The following is a 16,387-nucleotide window of genomic DNA, read 5'->3' as shown; positions in this document are numbered from 1 at the left end:
CATGCACCTCGGACTTTGTCTGCATGCTGAGAGCCGACTTTAGTCGGCTCAGCTATGCCTTGACGGCAGAAGCGGTCGGCATCGGTGCGGACAAAGTCCCGGTGCCGTCACAGCCCGGACAGTTCTCAGTGCCGCCCAGCAGCAGTTGGAAATACCCCTGTCCTTTGCAGTACGGGCATTGTTCTTGTTCGCTTCTCATGGTGATCTCTCCTTTCCCATCCATCCGGGAAATAAATTGTATTTTCTGATTTTTTTGATGTGTCTTACTATAGCAGAGAATTCGCAGCCTCGACAACGGGAAAATCACTCGGAAAACAGAAAAAAACCGGGATGTAAGCGGCTGCATCCCGGTTTTTCTTGCTCATTCTCACAAATGCGTGAAGATGGATAGCGCGGGCGTGGCAGCGTGCACGTCTGCCCCGCATTTTACACTGCCCGCGTTTCTTCGCTCTTGTTTTCGCGCTACTCGTCGTCTGCGTCGAGCAGTCCGTTGTCGATCATGTAGCGGAGGTTTTCCCTATCCCGCTCCCGCCCTTTTTCTTTCAGACGCTCAATCGCGGGCAGGATCAGGATGTCGACTTCGCGCTGCACGTGCTTGGACAGATCGTAGCGGCCCTGTTCCTCCAGATAGGCGCCTACTTCCATCAGCGCGTTGTAGCGCTCCAGTTCATCCCTCGTCAGCAGTCCTCTGACCTGAACACTGGCGTGACGCATGGCTGCCTCTTACAACCGCACTTTTTTCATGGCCAGGCCGACTCCGCCGATCTTCCACAGGTAGCGGAGGTCGCTCGCCTTCTTCATCAGGGCGGCGGTGCTGCCGAACAGCTTTTTCGAACCGACCATGCCGATGCCTTCGCCTTTGCCGAGCGATGCGAGGGTACCCTGCAGCGCAGGAACGAACGGCTGCATCACTTCACCGCGAATCAGGGCCGCCAGGTTGTCGCCCAAGCATTCACCTTCCTGGACAGCGATCTGGGCGGTCGGCGGATAAGGACGACCCTCAGCGTTAAAGATCAGCGCGCAGTCGCCGACGACAAACACGTTTTCGTAACCCGGCGCGCGCAGGTACTCGTCAACCTTCACGCGGCCGCGCATAACTTCAAAGCCGGATTTCTCCACGATGCTGTTGCCGCGCACACCCGCCGCCCAGACGACGGTTTTCGACTTGATCTCTTCGCCGTTCGCCAGCAGGACGCCATTTTCGGTGCATTCCTTGATCGGCGTGCCGATCTTGAATTCGATGCCTTTGCGGCTCAGGACGTCCATCGCGTAGTTGACCAATTCCGGATCAAAGCCAGGCAGGGCGGTCGGTGCCGCTTCGATGCAGTAGATTTTGACCAGTTCCGGATCGACGTCAAACTCTTGGCACAACTCCGGAACGCGGTCGGCCAGCTCGCCGCAGAACTCGATGCCGGTGAAGCCTGCGCCGCCCACCACAAAGGTGAGGTAATCGGTGCGCTCCGGCTCGTTTTTGTACTTGGCGAACATGTACTCGATGTGCTCGCGGATCTGGCGCACAGCGTTGATGCTGCGGATGCTGAACGCGTGTTCTTTCAAGCCCTGGATGCCGAACGTTTCCGGTTCGCTGCCCAGACCAATCACCAGGTAGTCGTAGCTGAGCACTTCACCGCTTTCCAGGGTGACAGTTTGTTCTTCCGGCTGGATGGACTGAACGGTGCCTTTTACAAAGTTCACCTTGTTCATGTCGATGATCTGATCCAGGTTGACGCGGGCGTGGTCAGCAGAGGCGGTGCCAGCAGCCGGCTCGTGCAGCCAGGTGGTGATGTAGTGGTAATTGTGCTTGTTGACCAGCGTGATTTCCGCTTCGTTGTAATTCAGCTTTTTCTGCAGCTTCAGCGTGGTCAGCAGGCCTCCGTACCCGGCGCCGAGGATGAGAATTTTGGGTGTGCTCATGGTATCCCTTCCATTCGTGTGGTGATAGTCATTTCCTGGAAGTTTGTGCGAAATTTCACGTGATTGGATACTCTTAAGATGCCCTATGCGGCTGCTCCAGTATGAACGGAATAATTGCCCTGTCAGATCTGCTGCCCCAATCTGTGAAAAAATGCACAATCCAGGAAACAAAAAATTTTGTCAAATTCGTTACATTCACACTCATATTAAAAGGAGTCGACAAGATTTTCAAGTGATTTCTGACCTATCCCACTTTTTTCCCTTCTTTTTTTCGTTTACAGGTATGGTTATAATAGGAAAAGATGCTTTCAGAATATTTCGGAGGTGCTTGAGATTGAATCTTCTGCAAAAGGACGAGCAGGTGTATGACATTACCATTATCGGCGGCGGACCTGCCGGTTTGTTTACCGCATTTTACGGCGGGATGCGACAAGTTAGCGTGAAGATCATCGAAAGCATGCCGCAGCTTGGCGGACAGCTTTCTGCTCTGTACCCGGAGAAATACATATACGATGTGGCCGGGTTTCCGAAAGTGCTTGCCCAAGACCTGATCAACAATCTGAAAGAACAACTCTCCCGGTTTCAACCGACTGTCTGCCTGGAGGAAAAGGTGGAAAACGTCGAGAAGAAACCGAATGACATTTTTGAAATTACCACCGACAAAGGCATTCACTACTCGCGGGCGGTCATCATTACCGCCGGCGTGGGCGCGTTTGAGCCCCGCAAACTGGAACATCCTGACGCAGCCAAGTACGAAAATGCCAACCTGCACTATTTCGTCACCGATCTGAACTCCTTCAAGGGACAGCGCGTCGCAGTCGTCGGCGGCGGAGACTCCGCCGTGGACTGGGCGCTGATGCTCGAACCGATTGCCAAAGAAGTCACTCTCATCCACCGCCGCGACAAGTTCCGCGCTCACGAACACAGTGTCGAAATGCTGATGTCCTCCAGCGTAAAAGTCACCACGCCGTATGAAATCGCCGCCCTGCACGGCGACGAACGCATTGAACGGCTCACAATCGTCAACAACGTCACCAAGGAAGAACGCGAGCTGGAAGTGGACGCCGTCATCGTCAACTTCGGCTTCATCTCTTCGTTGGGACCGATCAAGAACTGGGGACTGGAACTGGAAAAGGGAGCCATCCTCGTCAACTCCCGCATGGAGACCAACATCCCGGGAATCTACGCGGCCGGCGACATCGCCACCTATCCGGGTAAGGTCAAACTGATCGCCGTCGGCTTCGGCGAAGCGCCTACCGCTGTAAACAACGCGGTCGCCTACATTAATCCGGATGCGAAACTGCAGCCCGGCCACTCCTCCAGCATGGACAATTTCAAATCGTAATCCATGGCCAAAAGCGCCCTGTCAGCCGTCATCTTCGGCTGGACAGGGCTTTTTTGTCATCCATCTGCGCGGGACTGCCTGTGCTGCAGCTCCAGCCGGTCTGCATAGGGGATGCGGCCCCGGCGCACAGTAGGGAAAGAACCACACCACAAGAGAAGGAGGGATACAACAGGCCATGGACCACCTCTGCCCTATCTGCAATGGCCTCGTGCCCTACCAGGAGACGTGCCCCCGCTGCGGCCGCCCGTTGGACGATGCCGGACGGCTGTATGACTACTACGGCGATTACAGCCCGTACCGGGAGATCGACGACGCCAAGCTGAGCAACGGCTTTCCCGATCGGCTCCACCACCACTGTCTGCATGTGGGCTGGTGTCCCGCCTGCCGGCAGGAGCATCTGTCGGTCATCGAGGAGTGGAGCGCTCAAGCGCTGCATGACCAGTCCCCCTAGACCTTTTTTAAGCGGTGCAGGTGAATCTCCTGGCGGTAAAGCAGACGCCACCATCCGTGTTGACCAACACGAACACGCAGACCCGTTCCACGAAAAAAGGACGCGCACCGGGACACGTCCTTTTTTTGGTTCCAATTGAACCGGAAAACGAACCGGAAAACCAGCCCGCTAGTTTTTCGTTTCTTCCAGCTTTTTGGCGAGGTGCTGGTTAACCGTTTTTACCTCGTCCAACAGCTTCGGCAGCACTTCCTTGATCTTCGCGGCGTCACCGGATTGGATCGCGGCGTCAAACGCCTCGTGGGTCTGTTTAAACTGCTCTCTCACGGTGCGCATGGCTTCCGCGTCTTTTGCATCGTGCTCGCCAAAGTTCTTGACGCGCCATTCCTTCAACTGCTGCTTCATCTGCTCGCGGGTGATTTGGCCATTTTTCACCTGCTCGTGCAGTTTTTCTTTCAGCGCTTTCCATTCTGCCCGCAACGTTTGTTTGTCTGCGTCCTTGCCGTTTTGCTCCCGCGATGCCTTCAGCTGTGTCATCAGGCGTTCCCGTTCGGCAAAAGCGGCTTTCCACTCGTCCACGCGGTCCGGTGTGTACTTCTCGGCCAGCAGGGTCAGGTACATCTGACGGTGCGCATTCAGGTGCAACCCGCAGCGCCATTTATGCTTGTAGTGTTCAAAGTGATGCTCGTGATGCTCGTGATCCCCGCCGACCTCTCCGCCGGGGATGAGCGTTGCCGCCGGCCGCGCCTGGATGTCGGCTGCGTATACGCCGGCCGGAATCGCCAGACCCGTCACGAGTGCTGTCGCCAACAAGTGTTTTTGCCAACGTTTCATCTTTCATCACTCCTTTTCGCGTACCGATCTGGTCGTGGTGCTTCCCGGCTGCGGGTGACAGCCTGCGCAAGCAGCGATTGGCTAGCGACTGTGGACAAGCGGCGCGAAATCATGGCTAAAGCGGCCGCAGCCCGTCCCTGTCCAACCCCAGTCTCTCCACCAATCCCATCTGTTGGAGATCGTTCCGGGTTTTCGGCGTACCCAGCCGGTAAATCATGCGGTAAATCTCGCGCAGGTTGTCGTCGTATTCATCGTTGTCCCGATCCGGCATGTCGCTCCACAAGGTATGACCGTGCATCCACATCATGAAGTCCCCGTGCGCGCAGTGATTGAACAGGTCGCGCAGCATCCCCGCTTCCACCTCGGTCGCCTCGATCTCAAAGTCGTAGGTGGAATCGCCCTTGACGTCGCGGATCTCGGCCACGGTCGTACCCGACTGCAGCGTGATGTAATACCGTTTTCTTTCCAGGGCCATCAACTCCTTTGCATCAAACTCGGCCCTGCCGTAAGCGGAGCCTGTGGAGATTGCATGCACGCATTCCCTTTCTATCATGCGCGGGGCAGAGGGAAAATATGTATCTCGCAATCTAAAAAAATTGTAATTCTGCAGCATTTTTTGCCTTGACGCCGCACATGAAGACATCTTATACTGACCTCGTTGGTGATAATGATAATCGTTATCATACATGCATTATTCCGATTTTTTAAGGAGGCTCATCCATCATGAAGTTTCATTTGCTCAAACCACTCACCAGCACGACCTTGATTGCCGCGCTTCTCACAAGTGCAACACCCGTCCTCGCCGCTCCTGCCGATACGGGTGCAGCCGAAACTGCTGCTGCTGCTCCGTCAGAAATTTCCGACCTCACACTTGAGCAGGCGATCGATAAGGCTATTTCCAGCAGCATGGACCTGAATCTGCTCAAGCTTGACAGTGAATCCGCTTATTACACGACACTCCAGGCCCTTATGGGTACGAGAAACACAAAAGTCGAATCCGTCAGAACCTTGAGCAGTGCCAAATCAAAATTTGAGACGGAAGCCGACGCCATCAGGGATTACAAGGTCGCAGAATCCAACTGGAGGATAAAGGAAAACGATGCCCGCCTCAATGTACACAAGGCGTATTATGAGGTACTGGCAGCGAAAGAGAAGGCCGACCTGCAAAAGAAATACGCCGACGCGAAGTACGGTGACAACAGCGACGCTCAGAAAACACTCCGCGAACTGGAAGAAACGTATCGCGAGGCGCTTGCCAAACTGAACCAACTGATGAACGAAAAAAGCGACCAGGCGTGGAATCTGGCAGCCGTGGATTATTCCACCTTCCAACTGCTCCCGATCGAGGAATACAAAAAAATCGCCCATCAAAAGCGGCCCGATCTGGTGAAGGCGTCTGCTGAAGTCGCTTTTTACCAAGCCAAGGTAAACTACATCCGCGAGTACGCCGCCCTTAGCACATACCCGGGGCGCATTGCGCAAATTGAGCTGAAAAAGTACGAGCTGCTGCTGCAATCGGCCCAACGGAAAGCAGACGCGGAAATCACAGCCAACTACGAGAAAGTGGTTCAGGCGAAACAAGCCTTGGAGGAAAGCATCGCAAGCCAAAAAGCGGCAGAAGAACGCTACCGTCAAACCTACATGGACTACCTGAACAAAACAGCATCCGCATCTGAACTGGCCAATCGGAAAGAAAAATGGCTGGACAGCATTGCCGAACGCATCGATACCACACACCAATACAACGTTGCGGTAGCCACTTTGCAGCATTCCATCGGATTTTAAGTCAAACAAAAGCGTGGCGGTCAAGAACGTGTACACACGTTCCGTTCGCCACGCTTTTTCGTGCTGCTGCACTTCTATAGGTTTGTTTTCCGTATCGTTTATTTTACCACAAGTGTGGCCAGCATTTTGCCGTGATCGGGACCGCAGAGGACGTTGCAGAAGATTTTGTACTCGCCCGGCTTGTCGACGGTCAGCGTCTTGCTGCCCTCGTTCTGGATGTCCACGTCCAGCCCTTCAATGCCGATGCCATGGAACCCTTCGGTCGACTTGAAGTTAATCGTAAACGGTTCACCCGCTTTTACTTCAAATGTATCCTGATTGAACTTCCAGTTGCTCGCCTCAATGTTGATCGCCGTGCTGGCCTCCGCTGCCGCAGGTTGGCTGTTTCCTTGAGACGCTTCCTGTTTGTCGCCGCCGCAGCCTGCCAACATGACGGACAGGACTGCTGCCGAGATCATGAAACCCCACATTTTTTTCATAAGACACCCTTCTTTCATGCAATGTCTTTACGTTCTACAATTTCATTGTAACGAACGAAGCCAGTCCAGAATCTGCCAACCTGTGAACGAATCTTGACGAACCGGCGAACGATTGGTGAACGCCGACCAGCGGACGATGCCCTACCCGCGCTTCTGATCGCTGCCGTACTTCTCGCTGTCCCTGCGGGTGCTCCACCAGCTCAACGCTCGCTGTTGCAGTTCCTTGACAAACGCGTCTTTGCCGGCGACATACGCAGCAACATCGGCGGAACACCGCTCCGCCAAACGCAGTTTCAGGCCACGGTAGGCCGCCGCTTCCGCCGGATGGGCCGTCAGATACTCGCGAAACGCCAGAAGGCGGATCACCTCGCCGCTGCCCTGTTGAAAGACATGGACATGATGAGTCCGCTTGTCGCCACCTTTGCAGAAGTAACGCCGCCCAGGGATGCCGTTTTCGCCGCGCGCTTCGTAGCCCAATGACTCCATGCGGCTGCTGCGGGCATCCACGTTCTCGATTCGGTCCACCTCCACCAGGATGTCGATAATCGGTTTGGCCGCCATGCCTGGCACCGACGTACTGCCGATGTGATGAATATCCCGTACGGCACCGCCCAGGGCCTCCCTGATCTTCGCCGCTTCCTCCCGAAACAGCTCCGGCCAGCGGTCGTCGTACGCCACAACCTCCACGGTTCGCATCAAATCGCCTCCCGCTTCTCTTTCCTCTTCCCCTGCCCAAACTCCTTTTAGCGGGTAAACAGGGCACGATCCGCTATGTATCTCAACGGACAGCAAGGTCAAGATTCCCCGGCAAAAAGAGAAACCCTCGCGGCATCGCATGACCGTCATGCAATGCCCACGAGGGTAGCGTCCTCTCGTCTGGCGTCTTACTCGTCACACTTCTCCGGCTTGCCCTCGGCCAGCGCCGTTCGGAACGACGCGCCGCAGCCGCAGGAGGCGACCGCATTGGGGTTGTCGATGGAGAACCCGCCGCCCATCAGCGATTCCTTGTAGTCGATTCGCGTACCTTCAATGTATAGATAGCTGTCCTTGTCGACAACAATCTTGATGCCATCCTGTTCGAAGGTGTGGTCACCTTCCTTCATTTCCTGATCCCAGCCCATTCCATAGGTAAAGCCGCTGCAACCGCCCGGACGGACGCCTACGCGCAGGAACAGGTTGGGATTGTTTTCCGCAGCCAGCATCTCCTTTACCTTCCGACTGGCTTGTTCCGTCAATGTAATCATCTCGTTACCCTCCTTTACCGGCGGTTTCCATTCCATGCTTGCACCACGCAAACGCCGTGTTCCTGATAACAGGGTGCCGCTTTCTGCTTTCAGTATACAAAAGGAAGCCGCGTTTTCTCAAGGCTGCCCTGCACTTCGGGCGCCTGCCCCTTCCCCCTGCAACACGCAGCGAAACAAAAAAAGAGGGATGCCCCCCTTTATGCAAAATGCGCTTTGTTTTCCAACAAGAAAACGCGATACGGTTTTGACTTCTTCACTACCTTAGACAGACTATGATCCAATTGGTTTAGTTCGTTGTGAAGTTGATCAATCTGCTTACTGTATGCCAGAACATCAGGATGATCCAACCCAAACTCTAACCCCATTTTCACCATATCCTGTCGAAGGAGTTCGATTTTTTCTAGTACCATATCTCGCATTGCTGAAGCTCCTCCTCAAGATGGATAAGGCGTACAAGCCTTCGTTCCACTTCCATTTTACAGGAACCACAGCCATAAGGCAATCAAAATTTCCTTATATAACCAAGAATATGCAGGGTTTTTGGTGAAATTTGCAAAAATTTTACAGTACGTGCGTTGCTAAACTTCTGATATTGTTCCACCTTCCCAAGAGGTTTATAATATAGATGCTTTTGTGAACGATTGACGGATCTGCCCTGATCATTCGCATCAGGGCAACGGACCGGACGAAATCTGAGAAGGGAAGTGTTCGGATGGCGCTTGATACGTTAACCATCCAAGACCCAGCGCTGGCCGGTGTGTCGGAAAAAGTCATTCGCGGCGAGCGGCTTACACTGGAAGACGGCCTGACGCTGTTCAACTCAAACGATCTGCTGACCATCGGCCAACTGGCCAACCTGGTCAATCAGCGAAAAAACGGGAATAACGTCTATTTTATTCAAAACATGTACATCAACCCGACCAACGTTTGTGAGGCGCACTGCAGGTTCTGCGGTTTCCGTCGAGATCTCGGGGAAGACGGCGCATACACGATGAGCATGGACGAACTGCTCCACTACGTCGGCACGCGGTATCGCGAAGGCATCCGCGAGTTCCACATCGTCGGCGGCCACAATCCGCATGTGTCGTTTGACTATTACGTAGACACGATCCGCACCCTGAAAAAGGCGTACCCGCACGTGACGATCAAAGCGTATACCGGCGCAGAGATTGAATTCTTTTCCCGCCTCTCCGGCCTGTCCATCAAGGAAGTGCTGCAGGAACTGATGAAAGCGGGCCTGGAAACCCTGACCGGGGGCGGCGCGGAAATCCTGACGGAGCGGTACCGCATGAAGATGAGCCCGGAAAAGGCCAGCACGGACATGTACCTTGAAGTGCACCGCACGGCTCATCAGCTTGGCCTGAAGACCCACACCACGATGCTGTACGGCTCCATCGAGACGCTGGAGGAGCGCCTGATCCACATGATCCGCCTGCGCGAACTGCAGGACGAGACCAACGGCTTTTTGGTGTTCATCCCGCTGGCGGTGCAGCCGATCAAGGCAACGGCCGGCATCAAGCGGCGCAACTCGGCGATTGACGACCTGAAGACGATGGCCATCAGCCGCCTGATGATGGACAACTTCCAGCATATCAAGGCGTACTTTATCAACATCGGCACGCAGTTGACGCAGGTGTCCCTGACCATGGGCATGTCCGACGTGCACGGCACGCTGATCGAAGAGCGCATCAGCCACTCCGCCGGCGCGCTGACCCAACAAGCCCTCACCGTCGACGAACTGGTCTGGCTGATCAAGGGAGCCGGCAAACGCGCACTGGAACGGGACACGTTCTACAACGTCATCAAGGAACACTAAAAACCAGCCGCGCGGCACGACATGCCGTCATCCCTCACTGCAAGCTGACGCCTCTCTTACGGGCGTCAGCTTGTTTTGTATTGCCCCGCTTCGGATGGTCGTTCCGGAAGGTTCGCCAATCACGTTCAGGTTCGTCTGCATTCGAATTCAACAAAAAAGGGCACGCCGATCATTCAGCCGTGCCCTCTTCATCTCCCTGTCGCTAAAACGGGAATCCGTCATCCTCTTTGTCTTCCTGCAGCTTTTTTTTGATGGCCGCCAGCAGCTCCTCTGCGGTAGCCGCCTGGACCAGCTCGCCGTTCACCAGCGCAAACGGCTGCATGTAGCATTCGCCGCAATAGCCGAGGCAGCCGTACTCCAGCACGTCCACATCCAGCTCGGGATCGTGTTCCAGCGCCTCCATCACGTGCTTTGTATAGGAAGAGACGTTGCTCGCGCAAAATTCAACTAATGGCTTCATCTACTTTTTCACCTGCCGTCAACATGGACTGTTCTCGCCATCGAGGCCGTAAGACCCTTCCCCTATCATAGCAAACCAAGTCCTGTTGGCAACTGGTTTTCCCCTTGGCAGGTGCAGTTATCCGCGAATGGACGGGGAAAAAGATTCTGCTTGCAATTTGCGCAAAAGAGACTAACAATAGAATGGGTGCTGTAAAATAACGGACTGAAGAAAGGACTAGACCTTCTATGAAACGACTTGTGATCCTTGGCGGAGGGTACGGGGGTCTGCGGATTATCGAGCGGGTCCTGTCCCCGGATTTACCTGACAATGTCTTTGTGACACTTGTGGACCGGATGCCGTTTCACGGCTTGAAAACGGAGTATTATGCCCTCGCGGCGGGAACGGAACCGGAAAAAGCCGTGCGCGTCCCGTTTCCAAGCGATCCTCGTTTGACGATCAAATTCGGGGAGGTAACCGGCGTAAACATGGACGAGCGGATCGTCACATTCGCAAACGGCGACACCCTCGCCTACGACTGGCTGGTTATCGCGCTCGGATGTGAAGACCGTTATCATGATATCCCGGGAGCGGAACAATATACCCACTCGATTCAAACCATGAACGCGACCCGCAACACGTACACAGCCATCAACAACCTGGGCCCGTACGGTACAGTGACGATCATCGGCGGAGGGTTGAGCGGCGTAGAGCTGGCCTCCGAACTGCGGGAAAGCCGCCCGGACCTGAACATTCGCATTGTGGACCGCGGTCCGAGCATTCTCAGCCCGTTCCCGAAAAAACTGCAGCAGTACGCCTCCCAGTGGTTTATTGAACACGATGTGCAGTTGGTCTCCATGGCCAGCGTGACCCGCGTCGAGCCGGGGGTGGTCTACAACCACAACGAGCCGGTGGAAACCGACGTCACCGTCTGGACGGCCGGAATCCAGGCCAGCCGCATCGTGCGCGCTCTGCCGATCGAGAAGGACAACATCGGCCGTGCCAAGCTGAACCAGTATCACCAAATCCCCGAATATCCCAACGTGTACGTGGTGGGCGACTGTGCCAGCCTGCCCATCGCCCCGAGTGCCCAATCGGCGGAACTGCAGGGTGAACAAATCGCCATGATGCTGAAAAAGGACATCAAGGGCGAAGAATATCCCGCTTCCCTGCCGGACATCAAGCACAAGGGATTTCTCGGCTCGCTGGGCAAAAAGGAAGGCTTTGGCGTGATGGGCAAAGTCTCCCTGGTCGGCCAAATGCCCCGCGTGATGAAGAGCGGCGTGCTGTGGATGTACAAAAAGCATCTCGGATAATGCGCAGCAAGATGAACAAAAAGCCTTTCGGTATCTTGGTCAAGACCCCATTTTGTAGACACTTAAAAAACCCCCGGCCGTTAGGCCGCATGCTGACGCCTGTACTCGACTGGCGTCAGCTTATTTAATTTGATTTGCAAACGCTCTTCATTGTAAAAACGAATGTACTCCTCAATTCGTCTTTGCGCTTCATCCAGACTTCGAATATCATAAGGATAGAGAGCTTCTGCCTTTAAGTGCGAGAAGAAACTCTCCATAGGGGAATTGTCTAAACAATTGCCCCTTCGCGACATGCTGATTCGGGCGTCAACCTTTTGCAGCATGTCGTGGTATGCGTGGGACGTGTACTGGGAGCCTTGATCGCTGTGTACGATCAGTCCAGTCACGTCCTTATGCTTTTCAAATGCTTTCCGAAACGTCTCCAGGACAAGGGCATTGTCATTGTGTAAGCTCACATGGTGCGCCACGATTTCGTTGTGAAACAAGTCTTTAATCGCTGATAAGAAGATACGTTGATCTCCTACACGAAACTGGGTAACATCGGTGACCCACTTCTGGTTTGGTTTCTCGGCTGTGAAGTCACGCTTCAACAGATTTTCGGCAACACGACCATCAGATTCAGCCGCTCGATACGTGCTCCGATACGCTCGCTTGCCACGAATAATGGCTTTCAGCCCAAGAATTTGCATGAGTCGTAACACCTTCTTATGATTCACAACCTTGCCGTATTGACGAAAGAGTTCCGCTTGAATTCTTCGATACCCATATATTCCTTTTCGTTCATCATAGATGGTTTGAATCTGCTGTTTCAGTTCTCCGTCTCTATCCCACTCCTTCTGTGCAAGATACCGATAATACCCACTCCTCGATACACCAAGAAGTTTGGAGAGTTCGGTAATCGGGTACAACGCTGCGACATTCTCCATCACACGATACTTTTTTCTTACACCTCCCGCATCCAGATTTCCAAACACTTTTTTAGAATTTCGTTCTCCCGTTTCAATTTTTTCACATGTCGATCTTGATCGATGTACGCTGTACGTCGTCCACGCTGATCCAAAAGACCGAACTCCCCAAGTTGTTTGTATTTCCGCATCCACTTTTTTACTCGATCCTTATCCTGGATTTCTAAATGCTCAGTGATCTGTCTGTATGTCCACTTCTCCTCTACATGCAATCGTATTGCCTCCATTTTCAACGACAAAGGATAATGCTTGAACTTTTGACCTTTGATAGCCATAAAAAATTCACCCCTTAAAGTAACATCGGTTTTCCCAAGGGGTTTTTCCAATGTCTACTTTAAGGGGTGCACTCTATCTCGCCGAAAGGCTTTTCCCTTAAATGCCGTTATCGCTTTTGCACGCGCAGGACAGGAATCTTCTTTAGCTCGTAAGTTCCCTCCAGGATGCCGTCGTGAATCACGTTCAGCTTGAGCAGACTGGCGATTTTTCCGGCGTCCGCCCGGGACATCAGCCGCCACAGCGATGGATCGGGCAGAGCGTTGTAAACCCGCTCATCGTAGTACTCCCGCCGCTCCTGATAGTGGATGGTCAGCTTGTACGCCCCTGCTTCGGCGCCTCCGCTATCCGCATATTCTGCCAACAGTTTCTGCCTCAGGTCGTTCAGCTCTTCCTCGATTTTCTTTTGTGCCTCTTTCAGCTCGTAATAGCGAGCCAACTGCTGTTCCATGCAGGGCCCCTCCTCGATTACGGTTTTTCCTCTGGATGTATATGAATCGGGTGGGACAGGTAGAACTCACGTCCTGGGAGGCAGCAGCATAATTTTAGAAAATTACGAAAACAATTTTGTTCATTTGCAATGAAGCGACACATGCAATAGGTGGCGACAAGGATTATGCCAGTATCTTGCTTCTTCCGTGCGACACCCCGCATACAAACGAAAACGAGCGGGATTGCTCCCGCCCGTTCTTACTTTGCCTCGTCGAGCGGGGGTACCCCCAGCTCTTCCAACTTGGCGTATATATCTTTCAGTTTCGGATTTCCCTCACCGACAATTTCCCCGGAAATTACGACAAGCGGATACCACAAATCTTCTTCCACAATCCGTTTGGCCCAGCTTTTGTCATCTTCTGTCTCGGGTTGTTGAAAGTCCTTGTAGACGATTCGGACGCTGTCGTTTCCGTATTTGCGTGAGATAGCCGCCTGCAGCCATTCGGCCGTCTCCTTGGCCGACGGCAGGTTGACACAGCTCGCACACAACTGCTCGGTACCGTAGACCTTGATTTCCACGCTCATCTGCCATGCCCCCCTGCTGATCTTTCCTGTGTCTTTAGGAAAGAGCTTGTTCCAGGTCGTCAATCAAATCCTGTACGTCTTCAATCCCTACTGAAATGCGGATCAAACCGTCCGTGATGCCCAATTGCGCCCGCCGCTCGGCCGGAATGGAGGCGTGGGTCATGCGGGCCGGGACGCTGATCAGGCTTTCCACCGCCCCCAGCGATTCCGCCAGCGTAAAGTATTTCACCTTGGCGAGCACTTCGTCTGCTCGTTCGGCGCTTCCGACGTCAAAGGAGATCATGCCGCCGAAGCCGCGCGCCTGCTTTTTCGCCAGCTCGTGGTTGGGGTGGCTGGGCAGGCCGGGGTAGATGACGCGTTTGATGTCGTTCCGCTCGGCCAGCCAGTTGGCCAGTGTCCGCGCGTTTTGCTCGTGCTCTTCCATGCGTACGCCCAGCGTCTTCATCCCGCGCAGCAGCAGCCAGGAATCCTGCGGCCCGAGGATGCCGCCGATCGCGTTTTGCAGGAAGTGCAGCTCTTCGCCCACCTTGGCGTCTTTGGCCACGACCAGGCCGGCCACCACGTCACTGTGTCCGCCCAGGTACTTGGTGGCGCTGTGGTAGACGATGTCGGCGCCCAGTTCAAGCGGATTTTGCCAGTACGGGGTCATGAACGTGTTGTCCACCAGCAGCAGGATGTTGTTCGCTTTGGCGATCGCCGACAGAGCGGCAATGTCGCTTACTTTTAACAGCGGGTTGGTCGGTGTTTCCATGATGATCGCCTTGGTTTCCGGGCGAATGGCCGCTTCCACTGCAGCCGTATTGCTCGTATCCACGTAGGTGGCATCCAGTCCCAGGCGGGAAAAGACGCGGGTAATCACCCGGTACGTGCCGCCGTATACGTCGTCGCCCACCACCAGATGATCTCCTTTGGAGAACAGGGAGAGTACCGTGGACAGAGCGGCCATGCCGGAGCCAAATGCCAGGCCGCGCGCCCCGCCTTCCAGCTCCGCGATGTAGGTTTCCAGCGCGTGGCGAGTCGGGTTGCCCGTGCGGGAGTACTCATAGCCCTTGTGCTTGCCGACTGCTTCCTGCTTGTATGTGCTGACTTGATAAATCGGAACGGAAACGGCTCCCGTATGGGGATCTCCCTCAATTCCTCCGTGGATCAGGCGTGTTTTGATCCGCATCTTATACTCCTCCTTGGTAGATTTTTTTGCTCAGATAACGCTCGCTGCCGTCGGCAAACAAGGTGACGATGTTGGTTCCCGGCTTGGCTTCCCGCGCTTCCCGCAGTGCAGCCGCCATCGCCGCACCCGCCGAACTGCCCACCAGCAGTCCCTCTTTGGCGGCCAACTGTTTGACCATCTCAAAAGCGTCCACATCCAGGATGGTGTGGATGGCGTCAAAGTAGCTCGTGTCCATAAACGGCGGCAAAAACTCCATCCCGATTCCTTCCGTCTTGTGCGGACCGGGTTCGCCGCCGTTCAAAATGGAGCCTTCCGGTTCGACAATGACGGTTTTGATGGACGGCTTTTGTTCTTTCAGGTAGCGGGCTACCCCCATGAAGGTGCCGCCAGAGCCGGCCCCCGCCACAAACACGTCCACTTTCCCATCCATTTGTTTCCAGATTTCCGGTCCCGTCGTTTTGTAATGAGCTGCCGGGTTGGCCGGATTGGCAAACTGTTGGGGTACGAATGCGCCGGGAATGGATGCCGCCAGTTCCTGTGCTTTGGCGATCGCTCCTTTCATGCCCAGTTCGGTCGGCGTATTCACCACTTCCGCACCCAGTGCGCGCATCAGTTCCTGCTTTTCTTCGGAAAACTTGGCCGGCACGCAGAAGATTACGCGATAGCCGGTACCGATCGCTGCCAGCGCCAGCCCGATTCCCGTGTTGCCGGCCGTCGGCTCGATAATCGTACCGCCCGGCTTCAGCTGCCCACTCTCTTCGGCGGCGCGGATCAGTTCCAGTCCCAAGCGGTCCTTGACGCTGCCGCCCGGGTTGAAATACTCCAGTTTCGCAAACAGTCGAACGCCTTCCGGCAGATCAAACTGTGTCAGTTCGACAATCGGCGTGTTGCCGATCAGTTCCTTCACGTTACGGTATACGTTCACGACACCGACCCCTTATCTTCTTGTTCCTTTTCGCTCCTCTATTATAACATGAGGCCAAGCGAAAAAGTCCATGCGGCACGCCGCCCGGGTTCACGATCCGCGGCAAAGTGCCGCTTCGGGCGCATCGGTCATGGATTTATCGGCTCCAGGGGAGTATAATAGAGGGAGGTTGGAAAGGAGTGAAATTCCCATGGACATGTTCGATCAAGTACAGGAAGTCCTTGACAAACTGCGTCCGTACCTGCAGCGCGACGGCGGCGACGTACAGCTCGTCGACGTAGAGGACGGCGTTGTGAAACTGCGCCTGATGGGTGCATGCGGAAGCTGCCCTTCTTCCACGATCACGCTGAAGGCAGGGATCGAGCGCGCACTGCTGGAAGAAGTGCCGGGAATCAAAGAAGTACAACAAGTATTCTAAT

22 protein-coding genes are annotated in these 16,387 nt (G+C 54.6%); 6 read left to right on the top strand and 16 right to left on the bottom strand.

Translation table 11 applies throughout. From position 1 onward, the window contains the following. Positions 1 to 52: 52 nt before the first annotated feature. The 3 genes from Q7F15_RS03905 to Q7F15_RS03895 all read right to left on the bottom strand — a co-directional run bounded on the left by Q7F15_RS03905 (position 53) and on the right by Q7F15_RS03895 (position 1,914). Complete coding sequence (locus tag Q7F15_RS03905; RefSeq protein ID WP_171567465.1) at positions 53 to 199, bottom strand: YuiA family protein; 147 nt, start codon at positions 197 to 199, stop codon at positions 53 to 55. Between the two features lie 263 nt (positions 200 to 462). Continuing rightward, positions 463 to 714, bottom strand: coding sequence for a hypothetical protein (locus Q7F15_RS03900; RefSeq protein WP_171567464.1), 252 nt, complete (start codon positions 712 to 714; stop codon positions 463 to 465). A 9-nt stretch (positions 715 to 723) separates the two neighbouring features. Beyond that, positions 724 to 1,914, bottom strand: a complete 1,191-nt coding sequence (locus Q7F15_RS03895; protein ID WP_212132129.1) for an NAD(P)/FAD-dependent oxidoreductase — start codon at positions 1,912 to 1,914, stop codon at positions 724 to 726. Between the two features lie 334 nt (positions 1,915 to 2,248). Between Q7F15_RS03895 and Q7F15_RS03890 the strand changes: the two genes are divergently transcribed. Both Q7F15_RS03890 and Q7F15_RS03885 read left to right on the top strand, forming a co-directional pair. Continuing rightward, complete coding sequence (locus tag Q7F15_RS03890) at positions 2,249 to 3,259, top strand: NAD(P)/FAD-dependent oxidoreductase (protein ID WP_171567462.1); 1,011 nt, start codon at positions 2,249 to 2,251, stop codon at positions 3,257 to 3,259. 175 nt (positions 3,260 to 3,434) lie between these two features. After that, complete coding sequence (locus tag Q7F15_RS03885) at positions 3,435 to 3,710, top strand: hypothetical protein (RefSeq protein ID WP_212132130.1); 276 nt, start codon at positions 3,435 to 3,437, stop codon at positions 3,708 to 3,710. Positions 3,711 to 3,878: 168 nt separating this feature from the next. Here the strand turns inward: Q7F15_RS03885 and Q7F15_RS03880 are convergent, their stop codons facing one another. Both Q7F15_RS03880 and Q7F15_RS03875 read right to left on the bottom strand, forming a co-directional pair. Continuing rightward, positions 3,879 to 4,541, bottom strand: a complete 663-nt coding sequence (locus tag Q7F15_RS03880; RefSeq protein WP_304415132.1) for a hypothetical protein — start codon at positions 4,539 to 4,541, stop codon at positions 3,879 to 3,881. A gap of 115 nt (positions 4,542 to 4,656) precedes the next feature. After that, positions 4,657 to 5,076, bottom strand: a complete 420-nt coding sequence (locus tag Q7F15_RS03875) for a hypothetical protein (protein ID WP_304415131.1) — start codon at positions 5,074 to 5,076, stop codon at positions 4,657 to 4,659. A 188-nt stretch (positions 5,077 to 5,264) separates the two neighbouring features. On the opposite strand from Q7F15_RS03875, the gene Q7F15_RS03870 reads away from it, so the two are divergent. Continuing rightward, positions 5,265 to 6,326 (top strand): TolC family protein, encoded by a 1,062-nt coding sequence (locus tag Q7F15_RS03870; RefSeq protein WP_212132132.1) that lies wholly within the window; start codon positions 5,265 to 5,267, stop codon positions 6,324 to 6,326. 98 nt (positions 6,327 to 6,424) lie between these two features. On the opposite strand, the gene Q7F15_RS03865 is transcribed toward Q7F15_RS03870, so the two are convergent. From Q7F15_RS03865 to Q7F15_RS03850, 4 genes are all read right to left on the bottom strand, one after another. Continuing rightward, positions 6,425 to 6,805: a cupredoxin domain-containing protein gene (locus Q7F15_RS03865; protein ID WP_171567459.1), complete on the bottom strand. Its 381-nt coding sequence runs from the start codon at positions 6,803 to 6,805 to the stop codon at positions 6,425 to 6,427. Positions 6,806 to 6,946: 141 nt separating this feature from the next. Next, a complete protein-coding gene (locus tag Q7F15_RS03860) occupies positions 6,947 to 7,501 on the bottom strand; it encodes a GrpB family protein (protein WP_171567458.1) in 555 nt (184 codons plus the stop codon). A 188-nt stretch (positions 7,502 to 7,689) separates the two neighbouring features. After that, entirely contained in the window at positions 7,690 to 8,049 is a 360-nt protein-coding gene (gene erpA / locus Q7F15_RS03855; RefSeq protein ID WP_029098401.1) for an iron-sulfur cluster insertion protein ErpA, read from the bottom strand. Positions 8,050 to 8,246: 197 nt separating this feature from the next. Then, positions 8,247 to 8,468: an aspartyl-phosphate phosphatase Spo0E family protein gene (locus Q7F15_RS03850; RefSeq protein WP_171567457.1), complete on the bottom strand. Its 222-nt coding sequence runs from the start codon at positions 8,466 to 8,468 to the stop codon at positions 8,247 to 8,249. A gap of 293 nt (positions 8,469 to 8,761) precedes the next feature. On the opposite strand from Q7F15_RS03850, the gene mqnE reads away from it, so the two are divergent. Beyond that, complete coding sequence (mqnE, locus tag Q7F15_RS03845) at positions 8,762 to 9,865, top strand: aminofutalosine synthase MqnE (RefSeq protein ID WP_304415130.1); 1,104 nt, start codon at positions 8,762 to 8,764, stop codon at positions 9,863 to 9,865. 202 nt (positions 9,866 to 10,067) lie between these two features. Here the strand turns inward: mqnE and Q7F15_RS03840 are convergent, their stop codons facing one another. Next, positions 10,068 to 10,325, bottom strand: a complete 258-nt coding sequence (locus Q7F15_RS03840; protein WP_171567455.1) for a DUF1450 domain-containing protein — start codon at positions 10,323 to 10,325, stop codon at positions 10,068 to 10,070. A gap of 227 nt (positions 10,326 to 10,552) precedes the next feature. Here Q7F15_RS03840 and Q7F15_RS03835 point away from each other — a divergent pair, with 227 nt between their 5' ends. Beyond that, entirely contained in the window at positions 10,553 to 11,620 is a 1,068-nt protein-coding gene (locus tag Q7F15_RS03835) for an NAD(P)/FAD-dependent oxidoreductase (RefSeq protein WP_212132133.1), read from the top strand. Between the two features lie 80 nt (positions 11,621 to 11,700). Here Q7F15_RS03835 and Q7F15_RS03830 read toward each other — a convergent pair whose 3' ends face one another. From Q7F15_RS03830 to cysK, 6 genes are all read right to left on the bottom strand, one after another. After that, positions 11,701 to 12,546 (bottom strand): IS3 family transposase, encoded by an 846-nt coding sequence (locus tag Q7F15_RS03830; protein ID WP_230076700.1) that lies wholly within the window; start codon positions 12,544 to 12,546, stop codon positions 11,701 to 11,703. Between the two features lie 17 nt (positions 12,547 to 12,563). After that, the gene (locus Q7F15_RS03825; RefSeq protein ID WP_230076701.1) at positions 12,564 to 12,860 is read right to left on the bottom strand and encodes a helix-turn-helix domain-containing protein; all 297 of its coding nucleotides are present in this window, start codon (positions 12,858 to 12,860) and stop codon (positions 12,564 to 12,566) included. Between the two features lie 107 nt (positions 12,861 to 12,967). Then, on the bottom strand, positions 12,968 to 13,309 hold the full coding sequence (locus Q7F15_RS03820) for a hypothetical protein (protein WP_171566926.1): 342 nt from the start codon (positions 13,307 to 13,309) through the stop codon (positions 12,968 to 12,970). Positions 13,310 to 13,548: 239 nt separating this feature from the next. After that, the gene (locus Q7F15_RS03815) at positions 13,549 to 13,875 is read right to left on the bottom strand and encodes a YuzD family protein (RefSeq protein ID WP_171566925.1); all 327 of its coding nucleotides are present in this window, start codon (positions 13,873 to 13,875) and stop codon (positions 13,549 to 13,551) included. A gap of 34 nt (positions 13,876 to 13,909) precedes the next feature. Next, the gene (locus tag Q7F15_RS03810; RefSeq protein ID WP_171566924.1) at positions 13,910 to 15,043 is read right to left on the bottom strand and encodes a bifunctional cystathionine gamma-lyase/homocysteine desulfhydrase; all 1,134 of its coding nucleotides are present in this window, start codon (positions 15,041 to 15,043) and stop codon (positions 13,910 to 13,912) included. 1 nt (position 15,044) lies between these two features. After that, positions 15,045 to 15,968 carry a cysteine synthase A gene (cysK, locus tag Q7F15_RS03805; protein ID WP_171566923.1) on the bottom strand — a complete coding sequence of 308 codons (924 nt, stop codon included), beginning with the start codon at positions 15,966 to 15,968 and terminating at the stop codon, positions 15,045 to 15,047. Between the two features lie 190 nt (positions 15,969 to 16,158). Here cysK and Q7F15_RS03800 point away from each other — a divergent pair, with 190 nt between their 5' ends. Beyond that, positions 16,159 to 16,386 (top strand): NifU family protein, encoded by a 228-nt coding sequence (locus Q7F15_RS03800; RefSeq protein ID WP_029098389.1) that lies wholly within the window; start codon positions 16,159 to 16,161, stop codon positions 16,384 to 16,386. Position 16,387 lies beyond the last annotated feature (1 nt).

The organism is Brevibacillus aydinogluensis, from assembly GCF_961514395.1.
Lineage (GTDB): Bacteria > Bacillota > Bacilli > Brevibacillales > Brevibacillaceae > Brevibacillus > Brevibacillus aydinogluensis.
Note: the sequence above shows the minus strand (reverse complement) of the source record. Positions and strands in the feature narration are given on the sequence as shown.